This is a genomic window from Pseudomonas sp. GW821-FHT07F05 (genome assembly GCF_059418765.1).
Genome location: NZ_JBWKQL010000009.1, coordinates 73,076 through 92,972, shown reverse-complemented (window position 1 = coordinate 92,972; position 19,897 = coordinate 73,076). Strand labels below are relative to the sequence as shown.

At 60.4% G+C, this 19,897-nt stretch carries 18 protein-coding genes; 11 read left to right on the top strand and 7 right to left on the bottom strand.

The window, feature by feature from the left end; genetic code table 11:
* Positions 1-81: 81 nt before the first annotated feature.
* Genes AC07RO_RS18595 through AC07RO_RS18585 form a run of 3 tightly spaced genes read left to right on the top strand, consistent with a single transcriptional unit; the run spans position 82 to position 2,180 of the window.
* Entirely contained in the window at positions 82-1,209 is a 1,128-nt protein-coding gene (locus AC07RO_RS18595; protein ID WP_346628084.1) for a hypothetical protein, read from the top strand.
* Positions 1,210-1,250: 41 nt separating this feature from the next.
* A complete protein-coding gene (locus tag AC07RO_RS18590) occupies positions 1,251-1,400 on the top strand; it encodes a hypothetical protein (RefSeq protein ID WP_192171338.1) in 150 nt (49 codons plus the stop codon).
* A 45-nt stretch (positions 1,401-1,445) separates the two neighbouring features.
* A complete protein-coding gene (locus AC07RO_RS18585) occupies positions 1,446-2,180 on the top strand; it encodes a hypothetical protein (RefSeq protein ID WP_495086765.1) in 735 nt (244 codons plus the stop codon).
* Positions 2,181-2,241: 61 nt separating this feature from the next.
* Here the strand turns inward: AC07RO_RS18585 and AC07RO_RS18580 are convergent, their stop codons facing one another.
* On the bottom strand, positions 2,242-3,783 hold the full coding sequence (locus AC07RO_RS18580; RefSeq protein WP_282365755.1) for a phosphoenolpyruvate carboxykinase: 1,542 nt from the start codon (positions 3,781-3,783) through the stop codon (positions 2,242-2,244).
* A gap of 191 nt (positions 3,784-3,974) precedes the next feature.
* On the bottom strand, positions 3,975-4,877 hold the full coding sequence (gene hslO, locus AC07RO_RS18575; protein WP_192171341.1) for an Hsp33 family molecular chaperone HslO: 903 nt from the start codon (positions 4,875-4,877) through the stop codon (positions 3,975-3,977).
* A 98-nt stretch (positions 4,878-4,975) separates the two neighbouring features.
* On the opposite strand from hslO, the gene AC07RO_RS18570 reads away from it, so the two are divergent.
* Positions 4,976-5,785: a phosphatase PAP2 family protein gene (locus AC07RO_RS18570; RefSeq protein WP_282365757.1), complete on the top strand. Its 810-nt coding sequence runs from the start codon at positions 4,976-4,978 to the stop codon at positions 5,783-5,785.
* A 65-nt stretch (positions 5,786-5,850) separates the two neighbouring features.
* Here the strand turns inward: AC07RO_RS18570 and AC07RO_RS18565 are convergent, their stop codons facing one another.
* Complete coding sequence (locus tag AC07RO_RS18565; RefSeq protein WP_065987435.1) at positions 5,851-6,252, bottom strand: RNA-binding S4 domain-containing protein; 402 nt, start codon at positions 6,250-6,252, stop codon at positions 5,851-5,853.
* 118 nt (positions 6,253-6,370) lie between these two features.
* On the opposite strand from AC07RO_RS18565, the gene rimA reads away from it, so the two are divergent.
* From rimA to rimK, 3 genes are read left to right on the top strand one after another with little or no spacing between them, the layout of a single operon-like run.
* Positions 6,371-7,144 carry a S6 modification regulatory phosphodiesterase RimA gene (rimA, locus tag AC07RO_RS18560; protein WP_346629480.1) on the top strand — a complete coding sequence of 258 codons (774 nt, stop codon included), beginning with the start codon at positions 6,371-6,373 and terminating at the stop codon, positions 7,142-7,144.
* A gap of 15 nt (positions 7,145-7,159) precedes the next feature.
* Complete coding sequence (gene rimB, locus AC07RO_RS18555; protein ID WP_065987437.1) at positions 7,160-7,642, top strand: retropepsin-like aspartic endopeptidase RimB; 483 nt, start codon at positions 7,160-7,162, stop codon at positions 7,640-7,642.
* Positions 7,639-8,544 (top strand): 30S ribosomal protein S6--L-glutamate ligase, encoded by a 906-nt coding sequence (rimK, locus tag AC07RO_RS18550; protein WP_065987438.1) that lies wholly within the window; start codon positions 7,639-7,641, stop codon positions 8,542-8,544. Before rimB ends, rimK begins: the two co-directional genes overlap by 4 nt.
* 81 nt (positions 8,545-8,625) lie before the next feature.
* On the opposite strand, the gene AC07RO_RS18545 is transcribed toward rimK, so the two are convergent.
* On the bottom strand, positions 8,626-9,939 hold the full coding sequence (locus AC07RO_RS18545) for an ATP-binding protein (RefSeq protein ID WP_192171344.1): 1,314 nt from the start codon (positions 9,937-9,939) through the stop codon (positions 8,626-8,628).
* A gap of 166 nt (positions 9,940-10,105) precedes the next feature.
* Positions 10,106-10,846 carry an osmolarity response regulator transcription factor OmpR gene (gene ompR, locus AC07RO_RS18540; RefSeq protein ID WP_495086764.1) on the bottom strand — a complete coding sequence of 247 codons (741 nt, stop codon included), beginning with the start codon at positions 10,844-10,846 and terminating at the stop codon, positions 10,106-10,108.
* 280 nt (positions 10,847-11,126) lie between these two features.
* On the opposite strand from ompR, the gene AC07RO_RS18535 reads away from it, so the two are divergent.
* From AC07RO_RS18535 to gshA, 3 genes are all read left to right on the top strand, one after another.
* On the top strand, positions 11,127-13,451 hold the full coding sequence (locus AC07RO_RS18535) for a Tex family protein (RefSeq protein WP_495086763.1): 2,325 nt from the start codon (positions 11,127-11,129) through the stop codon (positions 13,449-13,451).
* Positions 13,451-13,834, top strand: coding sequence for a PaaI family thioesterase (locus AC07RO_RS18530; RefSeq protein ID WP_192171346.1), 384 nt, complete (start codon positions 13,451-13,453; stop codon positions 13,832-13,834). The genes AC07RO_RS18535 and AC07RO_RS18530 overlap by 1 nt, the downstream gene beginning before the upstream one ends.
* A 197-nt stretch (positions 13,835-14,031) precedes the next feature.
* Positions 14,032-15,618, top strand: a complete 1,587-nt coding sequence (gene gshA, locus AC07RO_RS18525; RefSeq protein WP_423571899.1) for a glutamate--cysteine ligase — start codon at positions 14,032-14,034, stop codon at positions 15,616-15,618.
* Between the two features lie 67 nt (positions 15,619-15,685).
* Here the strand turns inward: gshA and argA are convergent, their stop codons facing one another.
* Positions 15,686-16,984 carry an amino-acid N-acetyltransferase gene (gene argA / locus AC07RO_RS18520; RefSeq protein WP_192171348.1) on the bottom strand — a complete coding sequence of 433 codons (1,299 nt, stop codon included), beginning with the start codon at positions 16,982-16,984 and terminating at the stop codon, positions 15,686-15,688.
* Between the two features lie 149 nt (positions 16,985-17,133).
* Complete coding sequence (gene argE / locus AC07RO_RS18515) at positions 17,134-18,282, bottom strand: acetylornithine deacetylase (RefSeq protein ID WP_346628089.1); 1,149 nt, start codon at positions 18,280-18,282, stop codon at positions 17,134-17,136.
* A gap of 166 nt (positions 18,283-18,448) precedes the next feature.
* Here argE and AC07RO_RS18510 point away from each other — a divergent pair, with 166 nt between their 5' ends.
* Positions 18,449-19,816 (top strand): CYTH domain-containing protein, encoded by a 1,368-nt coding sequence (locus AC07RO_RS18510; protein ID WP_495086762.1) that lies wholly within the window; start codon positions 18,449-18,451, stop codon positions 19,814-19,816.
* Positions 19,817-19,897 lie beyond the last annotated feature (81 nt).

Here is a 19,897-nt window from a genome sequence, read left to right as displayed (position 1 = left end):
CACGCAGTAACAACAGCAGCCGACATGTTCTCAAACCGTCTTCTAACCTCGTCAGACCTATCAACCAACGAGGCTAGAAACATGACAACATTTACAATTTTCTTTTGCGGTACCGGCTCTACCAAATACGACAACTTGAACAAGAACTACTGGAACGGTGAGTTGGTCGCTACATTGGCGAACAACATCGACGGTCACGAGTTCGCCGAGTGGATTGTCATCGACGGGCCGGGTAGCGGCAACATGCAGGCCGATGAACTGTTCACCGAATCCAAAGGGTTTGGCTGGTCTGGCACCGCATTCGGCAAAGGCTGGCATGAGAATGTGCAGCATGCCGTCAACATCGTTCATGGCAAATTCGATTGGCAAAGAACCAAACTTTCAGAAGCTGACTACCTGCGTCTCAAAAAAGCCGACGTGCCTATCCCCGACGCTCAGGCGCATGGCTCCTGGTTCTGGCGGCAATACGACTACGGTAATCGCATCAGCCCGCAGGAACTCCAGCAACAACTGATCAAGAACCTGAGAAAAGGCGGCTTGATTCCAAAACAAATCAATCTGGTGGGCTGGAGTCGGGGCGGCGTCAGTTGCCACATGCTCGCCAATGCGCTGATGGCCAATCCGGTCACACGTCAAATCCCGGTCAATATCTTTGCGGTCGACCCAGTGCCCGGCCCACTGAATTATCAGCCTGAAAAAGTTTCTCTCGGTAGCAACGTTAAAGAATATGTAGGCTTCTATGCCCGCGATGAACGCTCCAAAGGGTTCTCTTGCATCATTCCGAAGACAGACCCCAAGACCAAAGTCAGCATATATCCCATGGCCGGACGTCACGCTACGCTGGTGGGTAACGCTTCGCTCACGGGCGCAAGTGGGCCAGGCGACCTGACAGAGCCTGGCAAGCTGGTGCGACATTACGCCGAAGCATGCCTGACCCGATGGGGAACTAAGCTCCAGCGAAAACTCAACTTGTCGGCTATCGAGATTGGCAAGCTGCATCAAAGTATCGTGATGCACGAAGCCGAGTTCATCAAAATGCGCAAAAACTCGTACACCGTTTTGTTTGAAGACTATAAAGCTGAACGTCATGTCAGTTACGCGAATAAAGCAACTGGCTTCAGCATGGTCGCAGGCACGCCGTTTAAGCCCGCGGAAGGCTTGGCGGCAAGCCTCGCAAAAGGGCATAGCGCCTACAAGGACATCTGCTGACAAAACCTGCAGTTCATAACAAGGGCGACTAGCGCATTTACATGGCTTTCCCGTCCATCGCCAATGGCCTCCTGCTGAGCGCTACGCTGGTGAAAAACAGAATTCCTGCGGAAGCCGCCCATAAGGGCGGCTTCTTCGTCCCGCTTTTTGTCATCGCTGCATTGACCCGCAAGCGTTTTATGCGGTCATAGGGAGCTAAGGTCAAAGAAACCCGCAGCGATTACGGACGGAACACCATGCCTCAAGCAGCCCCGCGAACACATACCAGCCTGTTTCCGCTGTTTCTCGCCGCTGCAGCCGCTCTTCTTTCGGGCTGCGGCGATGATGCCAAGACGACCAACGCGGCAACCGCGAGTGCATCGCCCCTGCAAAAGGTCATGAGCGTCGAGGTAAGCGGAGCGCTGAACCTTCACTACGAGGCAAGAGGCGATCAAGTAGCCGTGGGCTTCTTGCCCGGCAAACTGCCCGGTTCCAACTGGCTGACGCTGAGCGCGGATCAGGAAGCCGAGGGCGACCGCAATGAGGTGAGCATCGGGCCGATTCTCGGGTTCTCCTTCGACAACCCTGATCAGGAAAAGAAGGCGATCATGTTTCAAGGAGGCCGCGTCGAAGTTGCCCATGATGAAAACAGCGCGTCATACGACACCGGTTCGTACTATCAGTATTTCGATACGGACAAAGGTGGTAATAACAGCAACGTCCAGCTCGTCTTCAGCAAAATCGAGAAACTCACCTCCCCCAACAAACTGCTCGACCGCTATCGGTTGATCGGTACGTTTCAATTCAATGCCGCGCTTTCCCCTGAGCAGCCCACCGACGAATGCACCCGGGAAGCCGCTGCGTATGCCGCCGAGCATGGCGAGCGCCACCCGGGGTTCGACGCCAGGCTGTGTAACGCGAAGAGCGTGGTGGCGAAGGGCAGCTTCGACATCACCCAGGACTTTCCATCGACGACGAAGGCGGACGGCTAGCTATCGCGCAGGCATAAAAAAACCGCCCCGAAGGGCGGTTTCTTTTTAGCAGGCGCCGATCTTACAGCTTCGGGCCCGCTGCCTTGATCGCGTCGCTCACGTCGAACTTCTTGAAGTTCTCGATGAACAGGCCGGCCAGTGCTTTGGCTGCTTCGTCGTACGCCGCTTTGTCAGCCCAGGTATTGCGGGGGTTGAGCAGGCCGGTTTCGACGCCCGGCACGGAAGTCGGGACATCCAGGTTAACAGTGTCGAGGTGCTCGGTTTCTGCACCGATCAACGCGCCGCTCTGGATGGCCGCGATGACGCCACGGGTGGTCGGAATGTTGAAGCGCTTGCCGACACCGTAGCCGCCGCCGGTCCAGCCGGTGTTGACCAGATAGACCTTGGAGCCGAAACCGCGGATACGCTTGATCAGCAGCTCTGCGTATTCGCCAGCAGGACGCGGGAAGAACGGTGCGCCGAAGCAGGTGGAGAACGTCGACTTGATGCCAGCGCCCGAACCCATTTCAGTGGAGCCGACCAGTGCGGTGTAACCCGACAGGAAGTGGTAGGCCGCTTGTTCTTCGCTGAGGATCGACACGGGTGGCAGCACGCCGGTCAGGTCGCAGGTCAGGAAGATCACCGCGTTTGGCTCGCCGCCCAGGTTCTTCTCGGAGCGCTTTTCAACGTGCTCGAGCGGGTAAGCGGCGCGGCTGTTCTGAGTCAGGCTGCTGTCGGCATAGTCGGCATGGCCGGCTGCGTCCAGCACCACGTTTTCCAGGACGGCGCCGTGCTTGATGGCCTTCCAGATAACCGGCTCGTTCTTCTCGGAGAGGTCGATGCACTTGGCATAGCAACCGCCTTCGATATTGAAGACAACGCCTTCGCCCCAGCCGTGTTCGTCGTCACCGATCAGGTAACGGGTCTCGTCGGCGGACAGCGTGGTTTTACCGGTGCCGGACAGACCGAAGAACAGCGTCACGTCGCCGTCTTCACCGATGTTGGCCGCGCAGTGCATTGGCAGCACGTCGGAGGCCGGCAACAGGAAGTTCTGCACCGAGAACATGGCTTTCTTCATTTCACCGGCGTAACGCATACCGGCAATGAGGACCTTCTTCTGGGCGAAGTTGATGATGACGCAACCGTCGGAGTTGGTGCCGTCACGCTCGGGCACGCACTCGAAGTTAGCCACGTTGAGCACTTGCCATTCTTCACGACCGGCCGGGTTGTACTGGGCCGGATTGATGAACAGGCAGCGACCGAACAGGTTCTGCCAGGCCGTCTGGGTGGTCATCTTGACCGCCAGGTAGTGGTCTTCGGCTGCGCCTACGTGCACGTGGGAAACGAAGTGTTCCTGGGCGTTGTTGAACGCCTCGACACGCGCCCACAGGGCGTCGAACTTGTCGGCCGGGAACTTGCGGTTGATCGGGCCCCAGGCGATTGCGGCCTGAGTAGAGGGTTCGTCTACGATGAAGCGGTCGACAGGCGAGCGGCCTGTGCGGTGGCCTGTTTCCACGACGAGTGCGCCAGTATCGGACAGCACGCCTTCTTCGCGTTTGAGGGCTTCTTTAACCAGATCGTCGACACTGAGATCGGTGTGAACGGCGTTATTGGCTTGCGTCATGAGATTCCCCGTCGGCTCGATGGCCGAGTGCTCCAAACGTTTTGTAGTAGAAAAACCAACACTACTACAGCTAAAAAGTGGCCGGATTATGCCAGAAAAGCCCAAAAAAGGTAGGGCCCTCCTGTCAGAACTACATGAAGAAGAGTCAAGCGGGCCGGGCGGAAAGCTTTCAGCGCAGGACCCGCACTACATTAATGGCGGGTATCGGAAGGGGTATCCACCCCACCCCCTGCAAACAGCTGCGCTACATCGGTTGCATCGAACAGATAGCGCTGATTGCAGAACTGGCAGTCGATCTCCACCGCACCGTGATGCTCGATCACCAACTGCTGTGCATCTTCCAGACCAAGACTGACCAACGCATTGCCAGAACGTTCGCGCGAGCAGCTGCAACGGAACACCAGCGGCTGGACGTCGAACATGCGCACGACGTCTTCGTGGAACAGCCGTTTCAACACGGTTTCGTTGGTCAGGCTGAGCAATTCTTCGGCGGTCAGGGTGTCGACCAGCACATTGACGTGCTGCCAGCTGGCTTCGCGCTCATCCTGATCTTTCAGCTTCTCGGCCGGTAACTGTTGCAGCAGCAGCCCACGTGCGCGCTTGCCGTCGGCCTTGATCCAGAAGCGCGTAGGCAGTTGCTCTGACATCACAAAATACTCGGACAGACACGCCGACAAGTCGACGCCGTCCAAGCCCACGATGCCCTGGTAGCGCTTGCCCTGACGCGGGTCTATGGTCATGGTCAAGTCGCCGTTGGGCATCAGGTCGAGCAGCGTGGCGTCCGGCTTGACCAGGCTTTCGTCGTAGCGCGCAATGCCGCGCAACTCACGCTCGCTGGAGCACTCGACCATCAGCAGGGACACCGGCCCAAGCGACCGCGCCTGCAGAACCAGCAGACCGTCGAACTTCAGCGTGCCCACCAACAACGCAGCGGCGGCGAGCATTTCGCCGAGCAGCTGAGCGACTGGCTCGGGATACGGGTGTTTGGCAAGTACTTCGGCGTAGCTACGCTCAAGGGCCACGAGCTCGCCGCGAACGTCGCTCTCGTCGAAGATGAAGCGCTGGGTGTAATCGGTATCCGGAAAGTCTGGCATAGGAGAAGGTATCTGAATGGATGACAAAATGATGACAAGCGCCTATAAAGCGCGGTTTAGCACCGCTTGGTGCACTGTCATGCCGATGGGGGCATTTTATGGACTATCCCGCGTTGTTCCAACCCAAGTGGAACGTCAAAAAATTCTTGCTGTGCAATCTGGTGGCGCTGGCATTGCTGCTGCTGTGGATCTGGCCCACGGGCCACGCGGCATTCACGCATTTCGATGAAGGCCTGTTTCACGTACTGAACCGCCCGCTTGAGCAAAACAAGGCGTGGTTGTGGACCTGGACGGTTGCCAGCATGCGACCCTTCGATATCGTCGTCGGCCTGATTCTTCTGACGCTGCTTATAAAGGGCGACTGGGTGTTCAAATCCCTGCAAACCCGTGCCGCGCTGATCGGCTTCGTGCTGACGCTGATCCTGCTGCTGATCATCCGCACGGTGTTTTCCAAAATCATCGACCACAGCGCGCTGCAACACGACAGCGCCTCGATGATGATCCCTGATGCCATCAAGCTCAGCGACATATTCCCGGGGCTTGAAGACAAGTGGCAGCTCAAGGACCGTTCCAGCCAGAGCTTCCCGGGTGACCACGCTTCGGTGCTGCTGATCTGGGCGATGTTCATGAGCGTCTACAGCCGCACCGTCGGCCAACGTGTCGTCATCTGGGCGCTGGCGTTCCTGTTCATGATGCCGCGCCTGGTCGCCGGCGCGCATTGGGGTCAGGACGACTACATCGGCGGCGTGATGATCGCGTTGCTCGCGCTGGGCTGGAGTTGCTACACCCCGTTCGCGGCCACTGCTACCGCCTTCGTGTTTCGACTGACCGCGCCGGTCTTCAATGTGTTGGGCCGCCTGCCGCTGATCAAATGCCTGAGCATCATGAAGCAGGGCTCTCATTTGTAAGCTGCCCGTTGCTACCGAGCAGCCCGGGGTCGATTAACCCACGATCCCGGAAAGCGGCGAGATCGTCAGTCGTCACCCGAACGAAAATGAAACAATTGCCGACGCTGCTTTTTGGTCGGCCTGCCGTCGGTGGTCACGCCCAGGCTTCCGGCCTTGCGCATCTCGGCGGCTTGTTCGCGTTTGGCGAGGCTCTCCGGCGTTTCGCTGTACAGCAGCTGAGCCTCCGGGGCGCCACGGCGGACAATCGACAACGCCTGAACCACCACGGTCCGCTCATCGAAGCCCGCTCTGATCTGGAACTCGTCACCTACGCGCGGCTCTTTTCCCGGCTTGCAACGTTCGCCCCGGCAATGAACCTTGCCGCTTTCAATGGCGGCTTTTGCCAGCGCACGCGTCTTGAAGAAGCGCGCCGCCCAAAGCCATTTGTCCAGACGGACTTTGTCGTCCTCGTCTGACTTCTGTGTCATCTGAATTCCTCAATCGCGTAATGGTCAGAACCGTACTACGTCACGCCGGGGACGCAGTAACCGCCACCCTCGTTTACACTGCCCCCCAAGACTAAAGCACCGGCTTCAGGAGAACGACGTGACAGACTTCCCTACGTCATTGACCGGTGGGTGCCAGGGCTGCAGAGAAAGCGCCGCGCTGGATTTCGAATTTGAATTCGCCTATCAGCCAATCGTGGACGTCCGCAACCGCTCGGTGTTCGCTCACGAGGCGTTGGTACGGGGCGTCAACGGCGAAGGTGCCCTGTCTGTACTGAATCGGGTGGACCACACCAACCGTTACCGTTTCGATCAATTGTGCCGAACACGCGCGATTTCAACTGCCGCCCGGCTGGGAGTGGACGAATACTTGTCGATCAACTTCCTGCCCAACGCGGTGTATCGCCCTGAACTGTGCATTCGCAGCACCCTTGAAGCGGCTCGCGCCCACAATTTTCCGCTTGGCCGGCTGATCTTCGAGACCGTCGAAACCGAGCATGTGTGTGACAACAGCCACCTCACTAACATCCTTCGCGAGTACCGCCAGTTTGGCTTCAAAACCGCTATCGACGACTTCGGTGCCGGGCATTCGGGACTGACCCTGCTTGCCGACTTTCAGCCTGACCTGATCAAGCTCGACATGGCGCTGGTGCGCAACGTCCATCTGGATCCCGCACGGCAGGCCATCGTGCGCGGCATTGTCACAATGTGTACGGACCTGAACGTTACAGTGATCGCCGAAGGCATCGAACATGCAGGCGAACGAGACTTCCTCGCCGACTGCGGCATTTACCTCATGCAGGGCTACTGGTTCGCCAAGCCTGCATTCCAGGCGCTGGCGCACATCGACGCCGGTGCCTGGCAAAACGTGTAAACGAACGGAAACGCTTTGAAAACATTTGATCATCTGACCGTCATCGGCCTCCGCGAATGGGTGGCGCTGCCCCATCTGGGCGTTGCCGGGCTGCGCGCGAAAATCGACACCGGGGCCAGCACCTCCAGCCTGCACGCGACTGAAATCGAGCCGTTCGAACGGGACGGCGAAAAATGGGTGCGCTTCAACGCGCATCTGGGGACGGTGGTGCAGCTGCGTCATCGTCGCTGCGAGGCACAACTGGTGGCGATGAAAACCATCAAAAGCTCCAACGGCCACGCTCAGGTTCGCTACGTCATTCGCACGACACTGGCGCTGGGGGATAGGGTCTGGCCGGTTGAGTTCACGCTGGCCTGCCGCAAGGCCATGCGCTACCGGTTGCTGCTCGGTTCCAAAGCCCTGATTGACGGCCAGTTGGTGGTCAATCCGGGTGTTACTTATATTCAGGACAAGCCGGTCTTCCCGGCTTCAAATCTCTCTGCCACAGGTGCTGCATGAAGATCGCTGTGCTTTCGCGAAACCCGCGTCTGTATTCAACTCGTCGTCTGGTCGAAGCGGGCATTCAGCGCGGCCACGAGGTCGTGGTGGTCGATACCCTGCGCGCCTATATGAACATCGCCAGTCATAAGCCGCAGATTCACTACCGAGGAAAACCCCTGGAAGGCTTTGATGCGGTGATACCGCGCATCGGCGCTTCCGTGACCTTCTACGGCTGCGCCGTGCTGCGTCAGTTTGAAATGATGGGCGTGTTCCCGCTCAACGAATCCGTCGCTATCGCGCGGTCCCGTGACAAGTTGCGCTCGCTGCAGCTGTTGTCGCGACGCGGCATTGGCTTGCCCGTCACCGGCTTTGCTCACTCACCGGATGACATCCCTGACCTGATCCAGATGGTCAACGGCGCGCCGCTGGTGATCAAGGTGCTCGAGGGCACGCAAGGCATCGGCGTGGTGCTGTGCGAAACCGCAACGGCGGCCGAGTCCGTGATCGAGGCCTTTATGGGTCTGAAGCAGGACATCATGGTGCAGGAGTACATCAAGGAAGCCGGTGGCGCGGACATCCGCTGCTTCGTGGTGGGTGACAAGGTCATTGCGTCGATGAAGCGTCAGGCGAAGCCCGGGGAATTCCGCTCCAACCTGCATCGAGGCGGCACCGCCAGCCTGATCAAGATCACCCCCGAAGAACGCATGACGGCCATTCGGGCCGCCAAGGTCATGGGCCTGAGTGTCGCGGGTGTCGACATCCTGCGCTCCAATCACGGGCCATTGGTGATGGAAGTGAACTCGTCGCCAGGTCTTGAAGGCATTGAAACCACTACCGGCAAGGATGTCGCGGGGATAATCATCGAGTACATCGAGAAAAACGGCGGGCCGCACATGACCCGCACCAAGGGCAAGGGCTAACGCTTAAGCCCGTTTCTGCACGGAGGCTTTGGTCGCGAGCACGTCACTCGCCCATGGCCCCCAGGCAGAATCAGTAACGAGTCAATCGGCATCCCGCGGCAGCAACAGCCCCAACGGCAACCGAACCCTGGCCTCCAGCCCGCCTCCCGAACGATTACGCAACTCGACATTGCCGCCGTGCATCGCTGCAATGCGCTTGACGATCGCCAGGCCAAGCCCCGTCCCCTTGCCACTTCGGGCGCGGTCACCACGGATGAAGGGATTGAAAATGCCCTCCAGCTCCGACGGATCAATCCCCATACCCCGATCCAGCACGCTCAGCACCACGTAGGGCGCACCGCTGTCGCCGGAAACATAGGCCGCCACTTCAACGCCGTCACCGGCATGGTGCATCGCGTTGCCAATAAGGTTGTTGAGCAGCCGCTTCATGGAAACCCGTCGCAGCGGGAACGGCGGAATGGACTCCAGGCACAGCCGGACCTGCTCGACCGGGTTGTTGTACGGCGCCACCACTTCGTGGACCAGCTCGACCAGATCGACTTCTTCGACCTCTTCATCGCGCCCGTCCCGAATAAATGCCAGGAATTGGTCGAGGATGGCGTCCATGTCCTCAATGTCGCGAACCATGCCTTCCATGAATTCGTTGTTGGTCGGCATCAATTCCAGTGACAGGCGCAAACGCGTCAGCGGCGTTCGCAAATCGTGGGACACCCCGGCCAGCATCAGCTCGCGCTCCTGCCCGGCCTGCTCAACGTCTTCGGCCATCTGATTGAACGCCCGGTAAACCTCGGTCATCTCGCTGGGCGTGTCGCCCACCGGCAACCGCACGCTGCGGCCCTGCCCCAGCTGGCGTGCGGCAAAAACCAGGCGCTTGAGCGGCTGATTGAGCTGGCTGACGAAGATCCACGCCGAAGCCGTCGAGAGCAAGCCGATCGCCAGAAACCAGCCCAACACGCTCCAGATTTTCTGCCCGCGCAACGGATGCGGGTACAGCGGCACTTTCAGCCAGCCATCGCCGAGACTCGGCGCCCTCACCCACAGCGCAGGAGGCGCGTGGACACGCAGACGCACTTCGGTGTCCGCGCCCAGTTCATCCTGCATCTGCCGTTGGTAGATTTCGGAATACGGCCAGTGCTGCTCGCCTTCCGGTACGCCGCCACCCACCACGCGGATCAGCCCGGCGGCGTCGGCGATGGTCTGCCGGTCGCTCTCGTCGGCCGCCCAGTAAGCCCGCAAAGTGAGTGCAACGCCGTGGCTGTATTGGCGATCGACCAGAACATCCTCGTTCATCAGCAAATAGACGAGGGTCAGCGCCTTCGAAAACAGCACGACAATGAGCACCAACCACAGCGTGCGGGAGAAAAAACTTTGCGGGAACCAGAGCGGTGTCTTCATAACAGCAGCTACACACTTTGCGGAAGCGAGCCGGGCTCGCGAATTTGCGGAACACATGACACAGCAAAAACCAGCCACGCCAATGGCCGCTTTCGCGAACATCGAGGTGACTGGCTAACGTAGGCGGGCGTGAGACAGGCCCGGCAGGTTACCGTCGAACTTGCTGCTACTGCTTGTTGGCACCATCTGGCACGAAAACATAACCCACTCCCCAGACCGTCTGAATGTAACGCGGCTTGGCAGCGTCCACTTCAATCAGACGACGCAGGCGGGAGATCTGGACGTCGATGGAGCGCTCCAGCGCGTCCCACTCGCGGCCACGGGCCAGATTCATCAGTTTGTCCCGCGTCAGCGGCTCACGCGCATGCATGACGAGTGCCTTCAGCACGGCGAATTCACCGGTGGTGAGCATGTGTACTTCGTCGCCCCGCTTGAGCTCGCGGGTGGCGAGCGACAGAGCGTAGTCGCCGAAAGTGACGGTTTCGTCTTCCGTGGCGGGTGCGCCGGGTACGGGTGCGGATTGACGACGCAGCACCGCGCGGACGCGGGCCATCAATTCGTCAGGATTGAAAGGTTTTGCGAGGTAATCATCGGCGCCGAGCTCGAGGCCCTTGATGCGGCTGAGCTCGTCGCCCTTGGCGGTCAGCATGACGATGGGGACTTGATTGTTCGCGGCGCGCAGACGGCGGCAGGCGGACAGGCCGTCTTCGCCCGGCAGCATCAGGTCCAGCACCACGAGGTGGAACACTTCGCGCGCCAGCAGCCGATCCATTTGCTCCACGTTGGGCACAGCCCGGGCGCGGTAGCCCTTGCTGTTGAAAAAGCGCTCTAGCAGGCTGCTCAAGCCCGGGTCATCGTCAACGATGAGGATTTTCTCGCCTTCAGCCGTTTGTGCAGTGCTGCTCATTGGAAGCTCCTTTGATCTCGGCGCGCATTATGGCGTAGCTGCAGTTATGCGCACCGTGTGCATTGTTAGCAGATTTTTCCTGAATCCACATGGGTGCTCTCGCTCAGTCACTTGAGGGCGATTCGCCGCGGCTGCGCGGGCTGAAACCGGCGTATCGACGGGCCGATCCCCTATTCAGGGCTCACTGGGTATAATGCGCCGCCTTCAAGGTCAGGCAACGCTCGTTCAAGGCGGTTCGCCAGCCGCTGATTTAATGCACACACATTTGCCAGGTGGTTTTATGGACAGTATCAACAGCCGCATCGCCGAGGAACTCGGCGTCCGCCCGCAACAGGTCGAAGCGGCCGTCGCGCTACTGGATGAAGGCTCAACGGTGCCTTTCATCGCTCGTTACCGCAAGGAAGTCACTGGCAGCCTCGATGACACGCAACTGCGTCATCTGGAAGAGCGCCTGCGCTACCTGCGCGAACTCGACGAGCGCCGCATCAGCATCCTTGCCAGCATCGAAGAGCAAGGCAAGCTGACCCCTGAACTGGCGCGCGAGATCAAGCTCGCCGACACCAAGACCCGCCTTGAAGACTTGTACCTGCCGTACAAGCAGAAGCGCCGCACCAAAGGCCAGATCGCACTGGAAGCCGGCCTGGGTGAGCTGGCCGACGGCATCTTCAATGATCCAACCCTGACCCCGGAAACCGAAGCTTCGCGCTTCGTCGATGCCGAAAAAGGCTTCGCCGACGTCAAGGCCGTGCTCGAAGGCGCCAAATACATTCTGATGGAGCGCTTCGCCGAAGACGCGACGCTGCTGGAGAAGCTGCGCAGTTTCCTCAAGCACGAAGCCGTGATCAGTGCCCGTGTGGTACCGGGTAAAGAGGAAGAAGGCGCCAAGTTCCGCGATTACTTCGAACACGACGAGCCGCTCAAGAGCATGCCGTCGCACCGTGCGCTGGCGATCTTCCGGGGTCGCAACGAGGGCGTGCTGAGCTCGGCGCTGAAAGTCGGCGAAGAGCTGCCCGGCACCCTGCACCCGTGCGAAATGATGATCAGCGAGCGCTTCGGCCTGCAGAATCAGAACCGTCCTGCGGACAAGTGGCTGGCCGAAGTCGTGCGCTGGACCTGGAAGGTCAAGCTGTACTCCAGCCTCGAAACCGACCTGCTCGGCGAGCTGCGCGAAGGTGCCGAAACCGAAGCGATCAACGTATTCGCTCACAACCTGCACGACCTGTTGCTGGCCGCACCGGCGGGACCACGCGCCACGCTGGGCCTCGATCCGGGCCTGCGCACCGGTTGCAAGGTCGCCGTGGTCGACAGCACCGGCAAGCTGCTGGACTACGCCACGGTCTACCCCCATGTACCGAAAAACCAGTGGGATCAGACCATCGCCGTGCTCGCGGCCCTGTGCGCCAAACATTCGGTTGACCTGATCGCGATCGGCAACGGTACCGCCAGCCGCGAGACTGACAAGCTGGCCGGCGATCTGATCAAAAAGTATCCAGGCTTGAAGATGACCAAAGTCATGGTCTCTGAAGCGGGCGCTTCGGTGTACTCGGCGTCGGAACTCGCCGCCAAGGAATTCCCGGACCTCGACGTTTCGATCCGTGGCGCCGTCTCCATCGCACGCCGCTTGCAGGACCCCCTCGCCGAACTGGTGAAAATCGACCCGAAATCCATCGGCGTCGGCCAATACCAGCATGACGTGTCGCAGCTCAAACTGGCCCGCGGCCTCGACGCGGTGGTGGAAGACTGCGTGAACGCCGTGGGTGTGGACGTGAACACCGCATCCGTCGCCCTGCTCGCTCGGATTTCCGGCTTGAACACCACCCTGGCGCAGAACATCGTTGCCCACCGCGACCAGAACGGCGCGTTCAAGACCCGTGCGGCATTGAAGAAAGTCCCGCGTCTGGGCGAGAAGACCTTCGAACAGGCCGCAGGCTTTCTGCGGGTCATGAACGGCGACAACCCGCTGGATTCGTCAGCCGTTCACCCTGAGGCGTACCCGTTGGTGCAGCGCATCGCCGCCCAGACCGATCGCGACATCCGTTCGCTGATCGGCGACGCTGCCTTCCTGAAGCGTCTCGACCCGAAGACATTCACAGACGAAACCTTCGGCCTGCCGACCGTCACCGACATCCTTCAAGAGCTGGAAAAACCGGGCCGCGATCCACGTCCGGGGTTCAAGACCGCTGAGTTCCAGGACGGCGTTGAAGACTTGAAGGATCTTCAGCCGGGCATGATCCTGGAAGGCGTGGTCACCAACGTCACCAACTTTGGCGCATTCGTTGATATCGGCGTTCATCAGGACGGTTTGGTGCACATCTCCGCGCTTTCGGAGAAGTTCATCAAGGACCCTCGCGAGGCGGTCAAAGCCGGCGATGTGGTGAAGGTCAAGGTGATGGAAGTGGACATCCCGCGCAAGCGCGTCGGTCTGTCGATGCGCATGAGCGACACGCCGGGCGAGAAAGTCGATGGCGCTCGCGGTGCCCGTCCGGGAGCAGCGCCGCGTCAGCAGCAAAGCAATACCCTTCGCAAGGAAGCCTCGACCCCGGCGCCGAGCAATAACCCGATGGCGTCGCTGTTCGCCAACGCCAAGCAACTGAAGAAGCGCTGATGGATATCCCTGACGAACTGACTCAGAGCGCCTATTTCAAGACGCTCGGCTGCCGGGTAGTGAAACTGGACGAAGGCGTTGCCGTGGTGGCGTTGCCGCTGGAGCCACACCTGCGCAATCGCGGCAACGTCATGCATGGCGGCGCGCTGTTCAGCCTGGTCGACATCACCATGGGCCTGGCCTGCTCCAGCGCCCACGGCTTCGACAAGCAAAGCGTTACCGTGGAATGCAAAATCAATTACATGCGCGCCGTGGCCGAGGGCGAAGTCATCTGCACCAGCACGGTGCTGCATGCCGGACGCCGAACGCTGGTGGTCGAAGCCGACGTTCGCCAGAACGATAAGCTGGTTGCCAAAGCGCAGGGCACGTTCGCGATCGTCTAGCTGTCCGATAGCGTTATGAGTTAATTTCGGCACTGTTCAGCAGTGTCGAAATTTTCTGATTTCCTTGTAGGAACGATCAGCGACGGGCATCGGCGTTAGGGCCATCGACGAGGCGAAAACGCCAGTTCCTTTCTTCACCCTTGTAGACCGCCATATCGCCCCCATATAGGGCCGACTGACGCGTGAAGGATTCCAACTTGAGCGAACTTCTCAACCGCCGCCTGACTCTGCTTGGCGAGCACTCCAACCTCTCCCTTCTGGAGAAGTGCTTGCACGGCATCGAGCGTGAATGCCTGCGCGTTACGGGCGAAGGCCGTCTGGCGCAAACCCCGCACCCGGAAGCACTGGGCGCGGCGCTGACCAACGAGCAAATCACCACCGATTACTCCGAGTCGCTGCTGGAGTTCATCACTCCGGCCCTGGCCAACCCGGCTGACACGCTGGAAAGCCTGGATAAGATTCACCGCTTCGCGTACAGCAAACTGGGCAGCGAGTACATCTGGAGCCCTTCGATGCCGTGCCCGCTGCCGGCTGAGGCAGATATCCCGATCGCCTATTACGGCACGTCCAACATCGGCAAGCTCAAGTACGTGTACCGTCAGGGCCTTGCCTTGCGTTACGGCAAGACCATGCAGTGCATCGCCGGCATTCATTACAACTTCTCCTTGCCCGAAGCTATCTGGCCCGTGCTCAAGCAGGACGCGAAATTCGAAGGCGATGACCGCGATTTCCAATCCGAGAGCTACATCGGCCTGATCCGCAACTTCCGTCGTTACAGCTGGCTGCTGATGTACCTGTTCGGCGCGTCGCCGGCGCTGGACGCCAGCTTCCTGCGCGGCCGTTCCCATCAGCTTGAGCAGTTCGACGCCGAAACGCTGTACCTGCCTTACGCCACCAGCCTGCGGATGAGCGATCTGGGTTACCAGAGCAATGCCCAGGCGGACCTGACGCCTTGCTACAACGACTTGATCACGTACACCGACAGCCTTCGCCGTGCGGTGGCAACGCCCTACGCGCCTTATGTCGAAATCGGTACGCACAAGGATGGCGAGTGGATTCAGCTCAACACCAACGTGCTGCAGATCGAGAACGAGTACTACTCAACGATCCGCCCGAAACGCGTCACCTACTCAGGTGAGCGCCCGATTCAGGCGCTGGTCGCGCGCGGCGTGCAGTACGTGGAAGTCCGCTGCCTGGACATCAACCCGTTCCTGCCGGTGGGCATCGACCTTCAGCAATCGCGCTTCATTGATGCATTCATCCTGTACTGCGCGCTGCACGACAGCCCGCAGCTGGCGAGCAATGAATGCGGCAACGCCAGCACGAACTTCCTGACCGTGGTCAAGGAAGGTCGTCGTCCCGGCCTGCAACTGAACCGCAACGACACGACGATCGACCTGAAAGTCTGGGCCAACGAGATGCTGGACACGATCAGGCCGATCTGCGAACTGCTCGACGCCAGCCAGGGCACGGATGAGCACGTCAAGTCGCTGGACGTCCAGCGGGCAAAAGTGGCGGACGCCTCTCTGACGCCTTCGGCACAAGTGCTGGCGGCGATGACCGAGCACAAGGAAGGCTTCACGGCTTTCTCGCTGCGCCAGTCGCAGGTTCACGCTGATCATTTCCGCAGCAATCCGCTGAGTGCCGAGGACCAGACGCACTTCGAAAGCAAGGCGCGCGAGTCCCTGGCTCAGCAAGCGGAACTGGAACAGACCGAAGAGAAAGTGGATTTCGATACGTTTGTGGGCGCGTATCAGGCGAGCATTCTGGCGATCAGCAACTGACGCTACGCTGTGCAAGATGTTGTAGCGAGGGTCTGCTCGCGAAGCGGCAGACCCTCGCGCGCTTTGCTTAGATAGCCTTCTCGAAAATCTTCGAATTACGCTGATAGTTGTACAGCGACGCACGGGCGCTCGGCAGGCGGTCAACGCTGCTGGCCTCGAAACCGCGCTCCTGGAACCAGTGCGCAGTACGCGTCGTAAGGACGAACAGGGTTTTCAGCCCCAGCGCCCGGGCGCGTTCTTCAATGCGCTCAAGCAGCTCATCGCCGCGCCCACCGTGGCGATACTCGGGGTTCACTGCCAGACACGCCAGCTCACCCGCTTCGGAATCGGCAATCGGATACAGCGCTGCGCAGGCGATGATCAGGCCCTCACGCTCGACCACGCTGAACTGCTCGATTTCACGCTCCAGCACTTCCCGCGAACGACGCACGAGAATCCCCTGCTCTTCCAGCGGCGTGATGAGGTCCATCAGCCCGCCGACGTCGCCGATCGACGCTTCGCGCACCAGTTCGAATTGCTCCTGCGCCACCAGTGTGCCGCCGCCCGTGCGTGTAAACAGCTCGGAGAGCAGCGCGCCGTCTTCGGCATAGCTGACGATATGGCTGCGCGCCACACCGCCGCGACAGGCCTGAGCCGCCGCATCCAGCAGCTCCGCCTGGTAGTTGCTGCCCAAGCGCTGAAGGTGCGCGGGAACCTGTTGCGGACGCAACTCACGGACCAATCGGCCCTGCTCGTCCAGCAAGCCTGACTCGGCACCGAACAGCAGCAGCTTTTCCGCACCCAGGTCAATGGCCGCGCGCGTCGCAACGTCTTCGCAGGCCAGGTTGAAGATCTCGCCAGTGGGCGAATACCCCAACGGCGACAGCAGCACGATAGAGCGTTCGTCGAGCAGCCGGCTGATGCCCTTGCGGTCGATGCGGCGTACTTCGCCGGTGTGCTGGAAATCGACGCCTTCAAGGACGCCGATCGGACGCGCCGTGACAAAGTTGCCGCCCGTCACGCGCAACCGCGAGCCCTGCATCGGTGAAGCAGCCATGTCCATCGACAGACGCGCTTCGATGGCAATGCGCAGGGCGCCAACGGCGTCGATCACACATTCGAGCGTGGCGAAATCGGTCACGCGCATGTCGTGATGGAAATGCGGCGTCAGGCCGCGCGCTTGCAGGCGGCTTTCGATCTGCGGGCGGGAGCCGTAAACCAGCACGAGGCGTACGCCGAGGCTGTGCAGCAACACAAGGTCGTGGACGATGTTGCCGAAGTTCGGGTGTTCTACGCCGTCACCGGGAAGCATGACGACGAAGGTGCAATCCCGGTGGGCATTGATGTAGGGAGACGCGTGGCGGAGCCAATTGACGTAATCGGGCATATCCGAAAGGAGCCTGTAGTGGATGGACGAAGGGTGGAAACACTCAAGACGGCATGAGCTTTATCGTCGGAACAGGCATCGCAACACGCGTACTCTCCTTTTCGGATCATTCTTAGACAGGGCCTGACTCCAGCAGCACGTGGGCGCACTCAAGGGGTAGCCAGGCAGTAATGTTCGATCAATTGACGTAACAGACGCACTGTAGGCTGCAAACGTGACATTTCAAGATATTCACCGGGCTGGTGCGCACAGGCAATGTCCCCGGGCCCCATCACGATGGTTTCGCAACCAAGGCGCTGAAGATAAGGCGCTTCGGTGCCAAATGCCACCGCTTCGGCCGTATGACCGGTCAGACGCTCTGCGATTCGCACCAGTTCCGCATCGGCGCTTTCTTCAAAGGGGGACACTTCCGAAAACAGCGGCGCATAGTCGATCTGCACCTGATGCAGCTCGGCGACGGGCTGCAGTTTCTGCCGGATCGCGGCACGCAGCACTTCAGGGTCCATGCCCGGCAGCGGGCGCAGGTCGAACTCCAGCGAGCACTGCCCGCAGATCCGGTTCGGGTTGTCGCCGCCATGGATGCAGCCGAAGTTCAGGGTCGGTTGCGGAACGCTGAACTGCGGATTGCGGTATTGCTCCTGCCACTGTCGGCGCAGGCCTTTCAGCTCGCCGATGGCGTCGTACATGGCTTCAAGGGCGCTGCGCCCCAGGCTCGGGTCCGAGGAGTGACCGCTGCGGCCGAGAATCTCTATGCGCTCCATCATCACGCCTTTGTGCAGGCGGACCGGCTTGAGACGGGTCGGCTCGCCGATAACTGCCGCGCGCCCCAGCACACCGCCCGCCGCAGCCAACGCCTTGGCTCCGGCCATTGAGCTTTCTTCGTCGCAGGTCGCGAGGATGATCAGCGGCTGCTTGAACGGCTGATCGAGCAGTGGCTGCAGCGCTTCGATGGCCAAGGCGAAGAAGCCCTTCATGTCGCAGCTGCCCAGTCCTACCCAGTTGCCGTCAACTTCGGTCAGCTTCAGTGGATCGGTTTTCCACAATGCATCGTCGTAAGGGACCGTATCGCTGTGGCCCGCCAGCACCAACCCGCCGGGGCCGGTGCCGAAGGTGGCCAGCAGATTGAACTTGCCGGGGCTCACCTGCTGGATGTCGCAGGCGAAACCAAGATCGCCCAGCCAGCTTGCCAGCAGATCAATGACGGCGCGATTGGACTGGTCGAGCGCAGGCTGCGTACAGCTCACAGATGGCGCGGCGATCAGGGCGGCGAACTGGTCTTTCATGGACGGCAACGGCATAGGCGACTCCGGTGATGGGGTGCGACACGCGGACCATCATAGGTCGATTGCCCCGCATGAATAAACTGTCACGGTTGATGTCCTGTACACTGCACGGCCCACGCAGCTGTGTCGATTCCGGCTGCGACCCCTGTTATCAGCGATAGAGCGTTTGGATTCTCCGGCCATGCAGAAAGAAACCGAAATCAAACTCCGCGTCAGCCGCGAAACCCTCATAGCCCTGCGCGAGCACCCGTTGCTGAAGAAGCGCAACAAGGGTGGCTGGGAGCGGTTGGAGCTGTTCAATCAGTATTTCGACACTCCCGAGCGCGAGCTGGCCCATGCCAAAGTTGCGCTGCGCCTGCGCCGCGATGGCGACGCCATCATTCAGACCCTCAAGACCCGCGGCCAGAGCGTCGCAGGCCTGTCCGAGCGTAACGAATACAACTGGGATGTGCCCAAAGCCAAGCTGGACCTGAAGAAGCTCGACGGCGAATGCTGGCCCGAGCAACTGGCGGATCTGGACAAGAAAACCATCAAACCGGTGTTCACCACTGATTTCGTCCGCGAGAAAGCGGAAATCGCCTGGGGCCGTGGCAAGTCCAAGGTGGTGATCGAGGCAGCGCTGGACCTGGGCAAGGTGGTTGCCGGCAAGCAGCAGGAAGAAATCTGCGAGCTGGAACTGGAATTGCGCGAAGGCGATCCTGCCGCGCTGCTGGAACTGGCCGCAGAGCTGGCCGAAAAACTGCCGCTGATGCCCTGTGATATCAGCAAGGCCGAACGTGGCTATCGTCTGTTCGACGCCAGCAGCTACTCCATCAAATTGCCAACGCCCGAGCTGCATGGCGAACTCTCGGTAGACGACGCGTTCAGCGCCATCGCCTGGTTCCTGCTCGGCAGCAGCCAGCGTCTGGCCGAGCAATACCGGTTCAACGGTCACTGGAGCCTGTTGCAGGAGTGGGTCGAAGTGCTCGCTGAACTGCGCGCGCTGGCCGGCAGCCTCGGTCAAGCCGCTCCGCGTGCCACGACCCATGACCTGCGTGCCGCGCTGGACGCCTTGCTGGAAGACTGGCGCACGCTGGTGCTCGCCGGCCAGGAAGATGGCGATGTACGCGCCGCTGCCCATGAGCAGTTCATCGAAGAGCTGCAGGACACCCGTTGGGGCCTGTTCTCGCTGACCACGTCGCGCTGGTTGATGGCGCGCAGCTGGACGGTCGAGCGCAACAACCGTGGCAATCGTCAGGGCCACGCGATGCTCAGCAGTTGGGTACCGCGTTTCCTCGGTGATGAGGCGACCGCGCTGAACCTGCCGCGCTACCAGCAGCAGCCGGAAGATCTGGCCGAGCAGTTGCCACGCATCGAGCGCATTCAGGTGTGGCTGCATTACGCCCGCCAGGCCCTCGACCTGCCTGAGCTGGATCGCTTGTACGGCGAGCTGAACAAGCTCGAACAACTGGCGCATCTGGACATCACCGATGAAATCCTCGATGCCCGCGCCCAGCAAACCATCACCGTCCTGCAAAGCCGGGCGTGGAAGACATTGTTGAAGTTGTAAGACGACGTACGGATGGGACGGCTGGCGCGGTTGGTAGACCGGCTGACGCGGTTTCGTAGGAACGGCTTTAGCCGGGAAGAG

Excerpts from the sequence above, each read along its gene's own strand:
- AC07RO_RS18595 (WP_346628084.1), top strand. The coding sequence starts at position 82 with ATGACAACATTTACAATTTTCTTTTGCGGTACCGGCTCTACCAAATAC.
- AC07RO_RS18590 (WP_192171338.1), top strand. The coding sequence starts at position 1,251 with ATGGCTTTCCCGTCCATCGCCAATGGCCTCCTGCTGAGCGCTACGCTG.
- AC07RO_RS18585 (WP_495086765.1), top strand. The coding sequence starts at position 1,446 with ATGCCTCAAGCAGCCCCGCGAACACATACCAGCCTGTTTCCGCTGTTT.
- AC07RO_RS18580 (WP_282365755.1), bottom strand. The coding sequence starts at position 3,783 with ATGACGCAAGCCAATAACGCCGTTCACACCGATCTCAGTGTCGACGAT.
- hslO (WP_192171341.1), bottom strand. The coding sequence starts at position 4,877 with ATGCCAGACTTTCCGGATACCGATTACACCCAGCGCTTCATCTTCGAC.
- AC07RO_RS18570 (WP_282365757.1), top strand. The coding sequence starts at position 4,976 with ATGGACTATCCCGCGTTGTTCCAACCCAAGTGGAACGTCAAAAAATTC.
- AC07RO_RS18565 (WP_065987435.1), bottom strand. The coding sequence starts at position 6,252 with ATGACACAGAAGTCAGACGAGGACGACAAAGTCCGTCTGGACAAATGG.
- rimK (WP_065987438.1), top strand. The coding sequence starts at position 7,639 with ATGAAGATCGCTGTGCTTTCGCGAAACCCGCGTCTGTATTCAACTCGT.
- AC07RO_RS18545 (WP_192171344.1), bottom strand. The coding sequence starts at position 9,939 with ATGAAGACACCGCTCTGGTTCCCGCAAAGTTTTTTCTCCCGCACGCTG.
- ompR (WP_495086764.1), bottom strand. The coding sequence starts at position 10,846 with ATGAGCAGCACTGCACAAACGGCTGAAGGCGAGAAAATCCTCATCGTT.
- AC07RO_RS18535 (WP_495086763.1), top strand. The coding sequence starts at position 11,127 with ATGGACAGTATCAACAGCCGCATCGCCGAGGAACTCGGCGTCCGCCCG.
- AC07RO_RS18530 (WP_192171346.1), top strand. The coding sequence starts at position 13,451 with ATGGATATCCCTGACGAACTGACTCAGAGCGCCTATTTCAAGACGCTC.
- argA (WP_192171348.1), bottom strand. The coding sequence starts at position 16,984 with ATGCCCGATTACGTCAATTGGCTCCGCCACGCGTCTCCCTACATCAAT.
- argE (WP_346628089.1), bottom strand. The coding sequence starts at position 18,282 with ATGCCGTTGCCGTCCATGAAAGACCAGTTCGCCGCCCTGATCGCCGCG.
- AC07RO_RS18510 (WP_495086762.1), top strand. The coding sequence starts at position 18,449 with ATGCAGAAAGAAACCGAAATCAAACTCCGCGTCAGCCGCGAAACCCTC.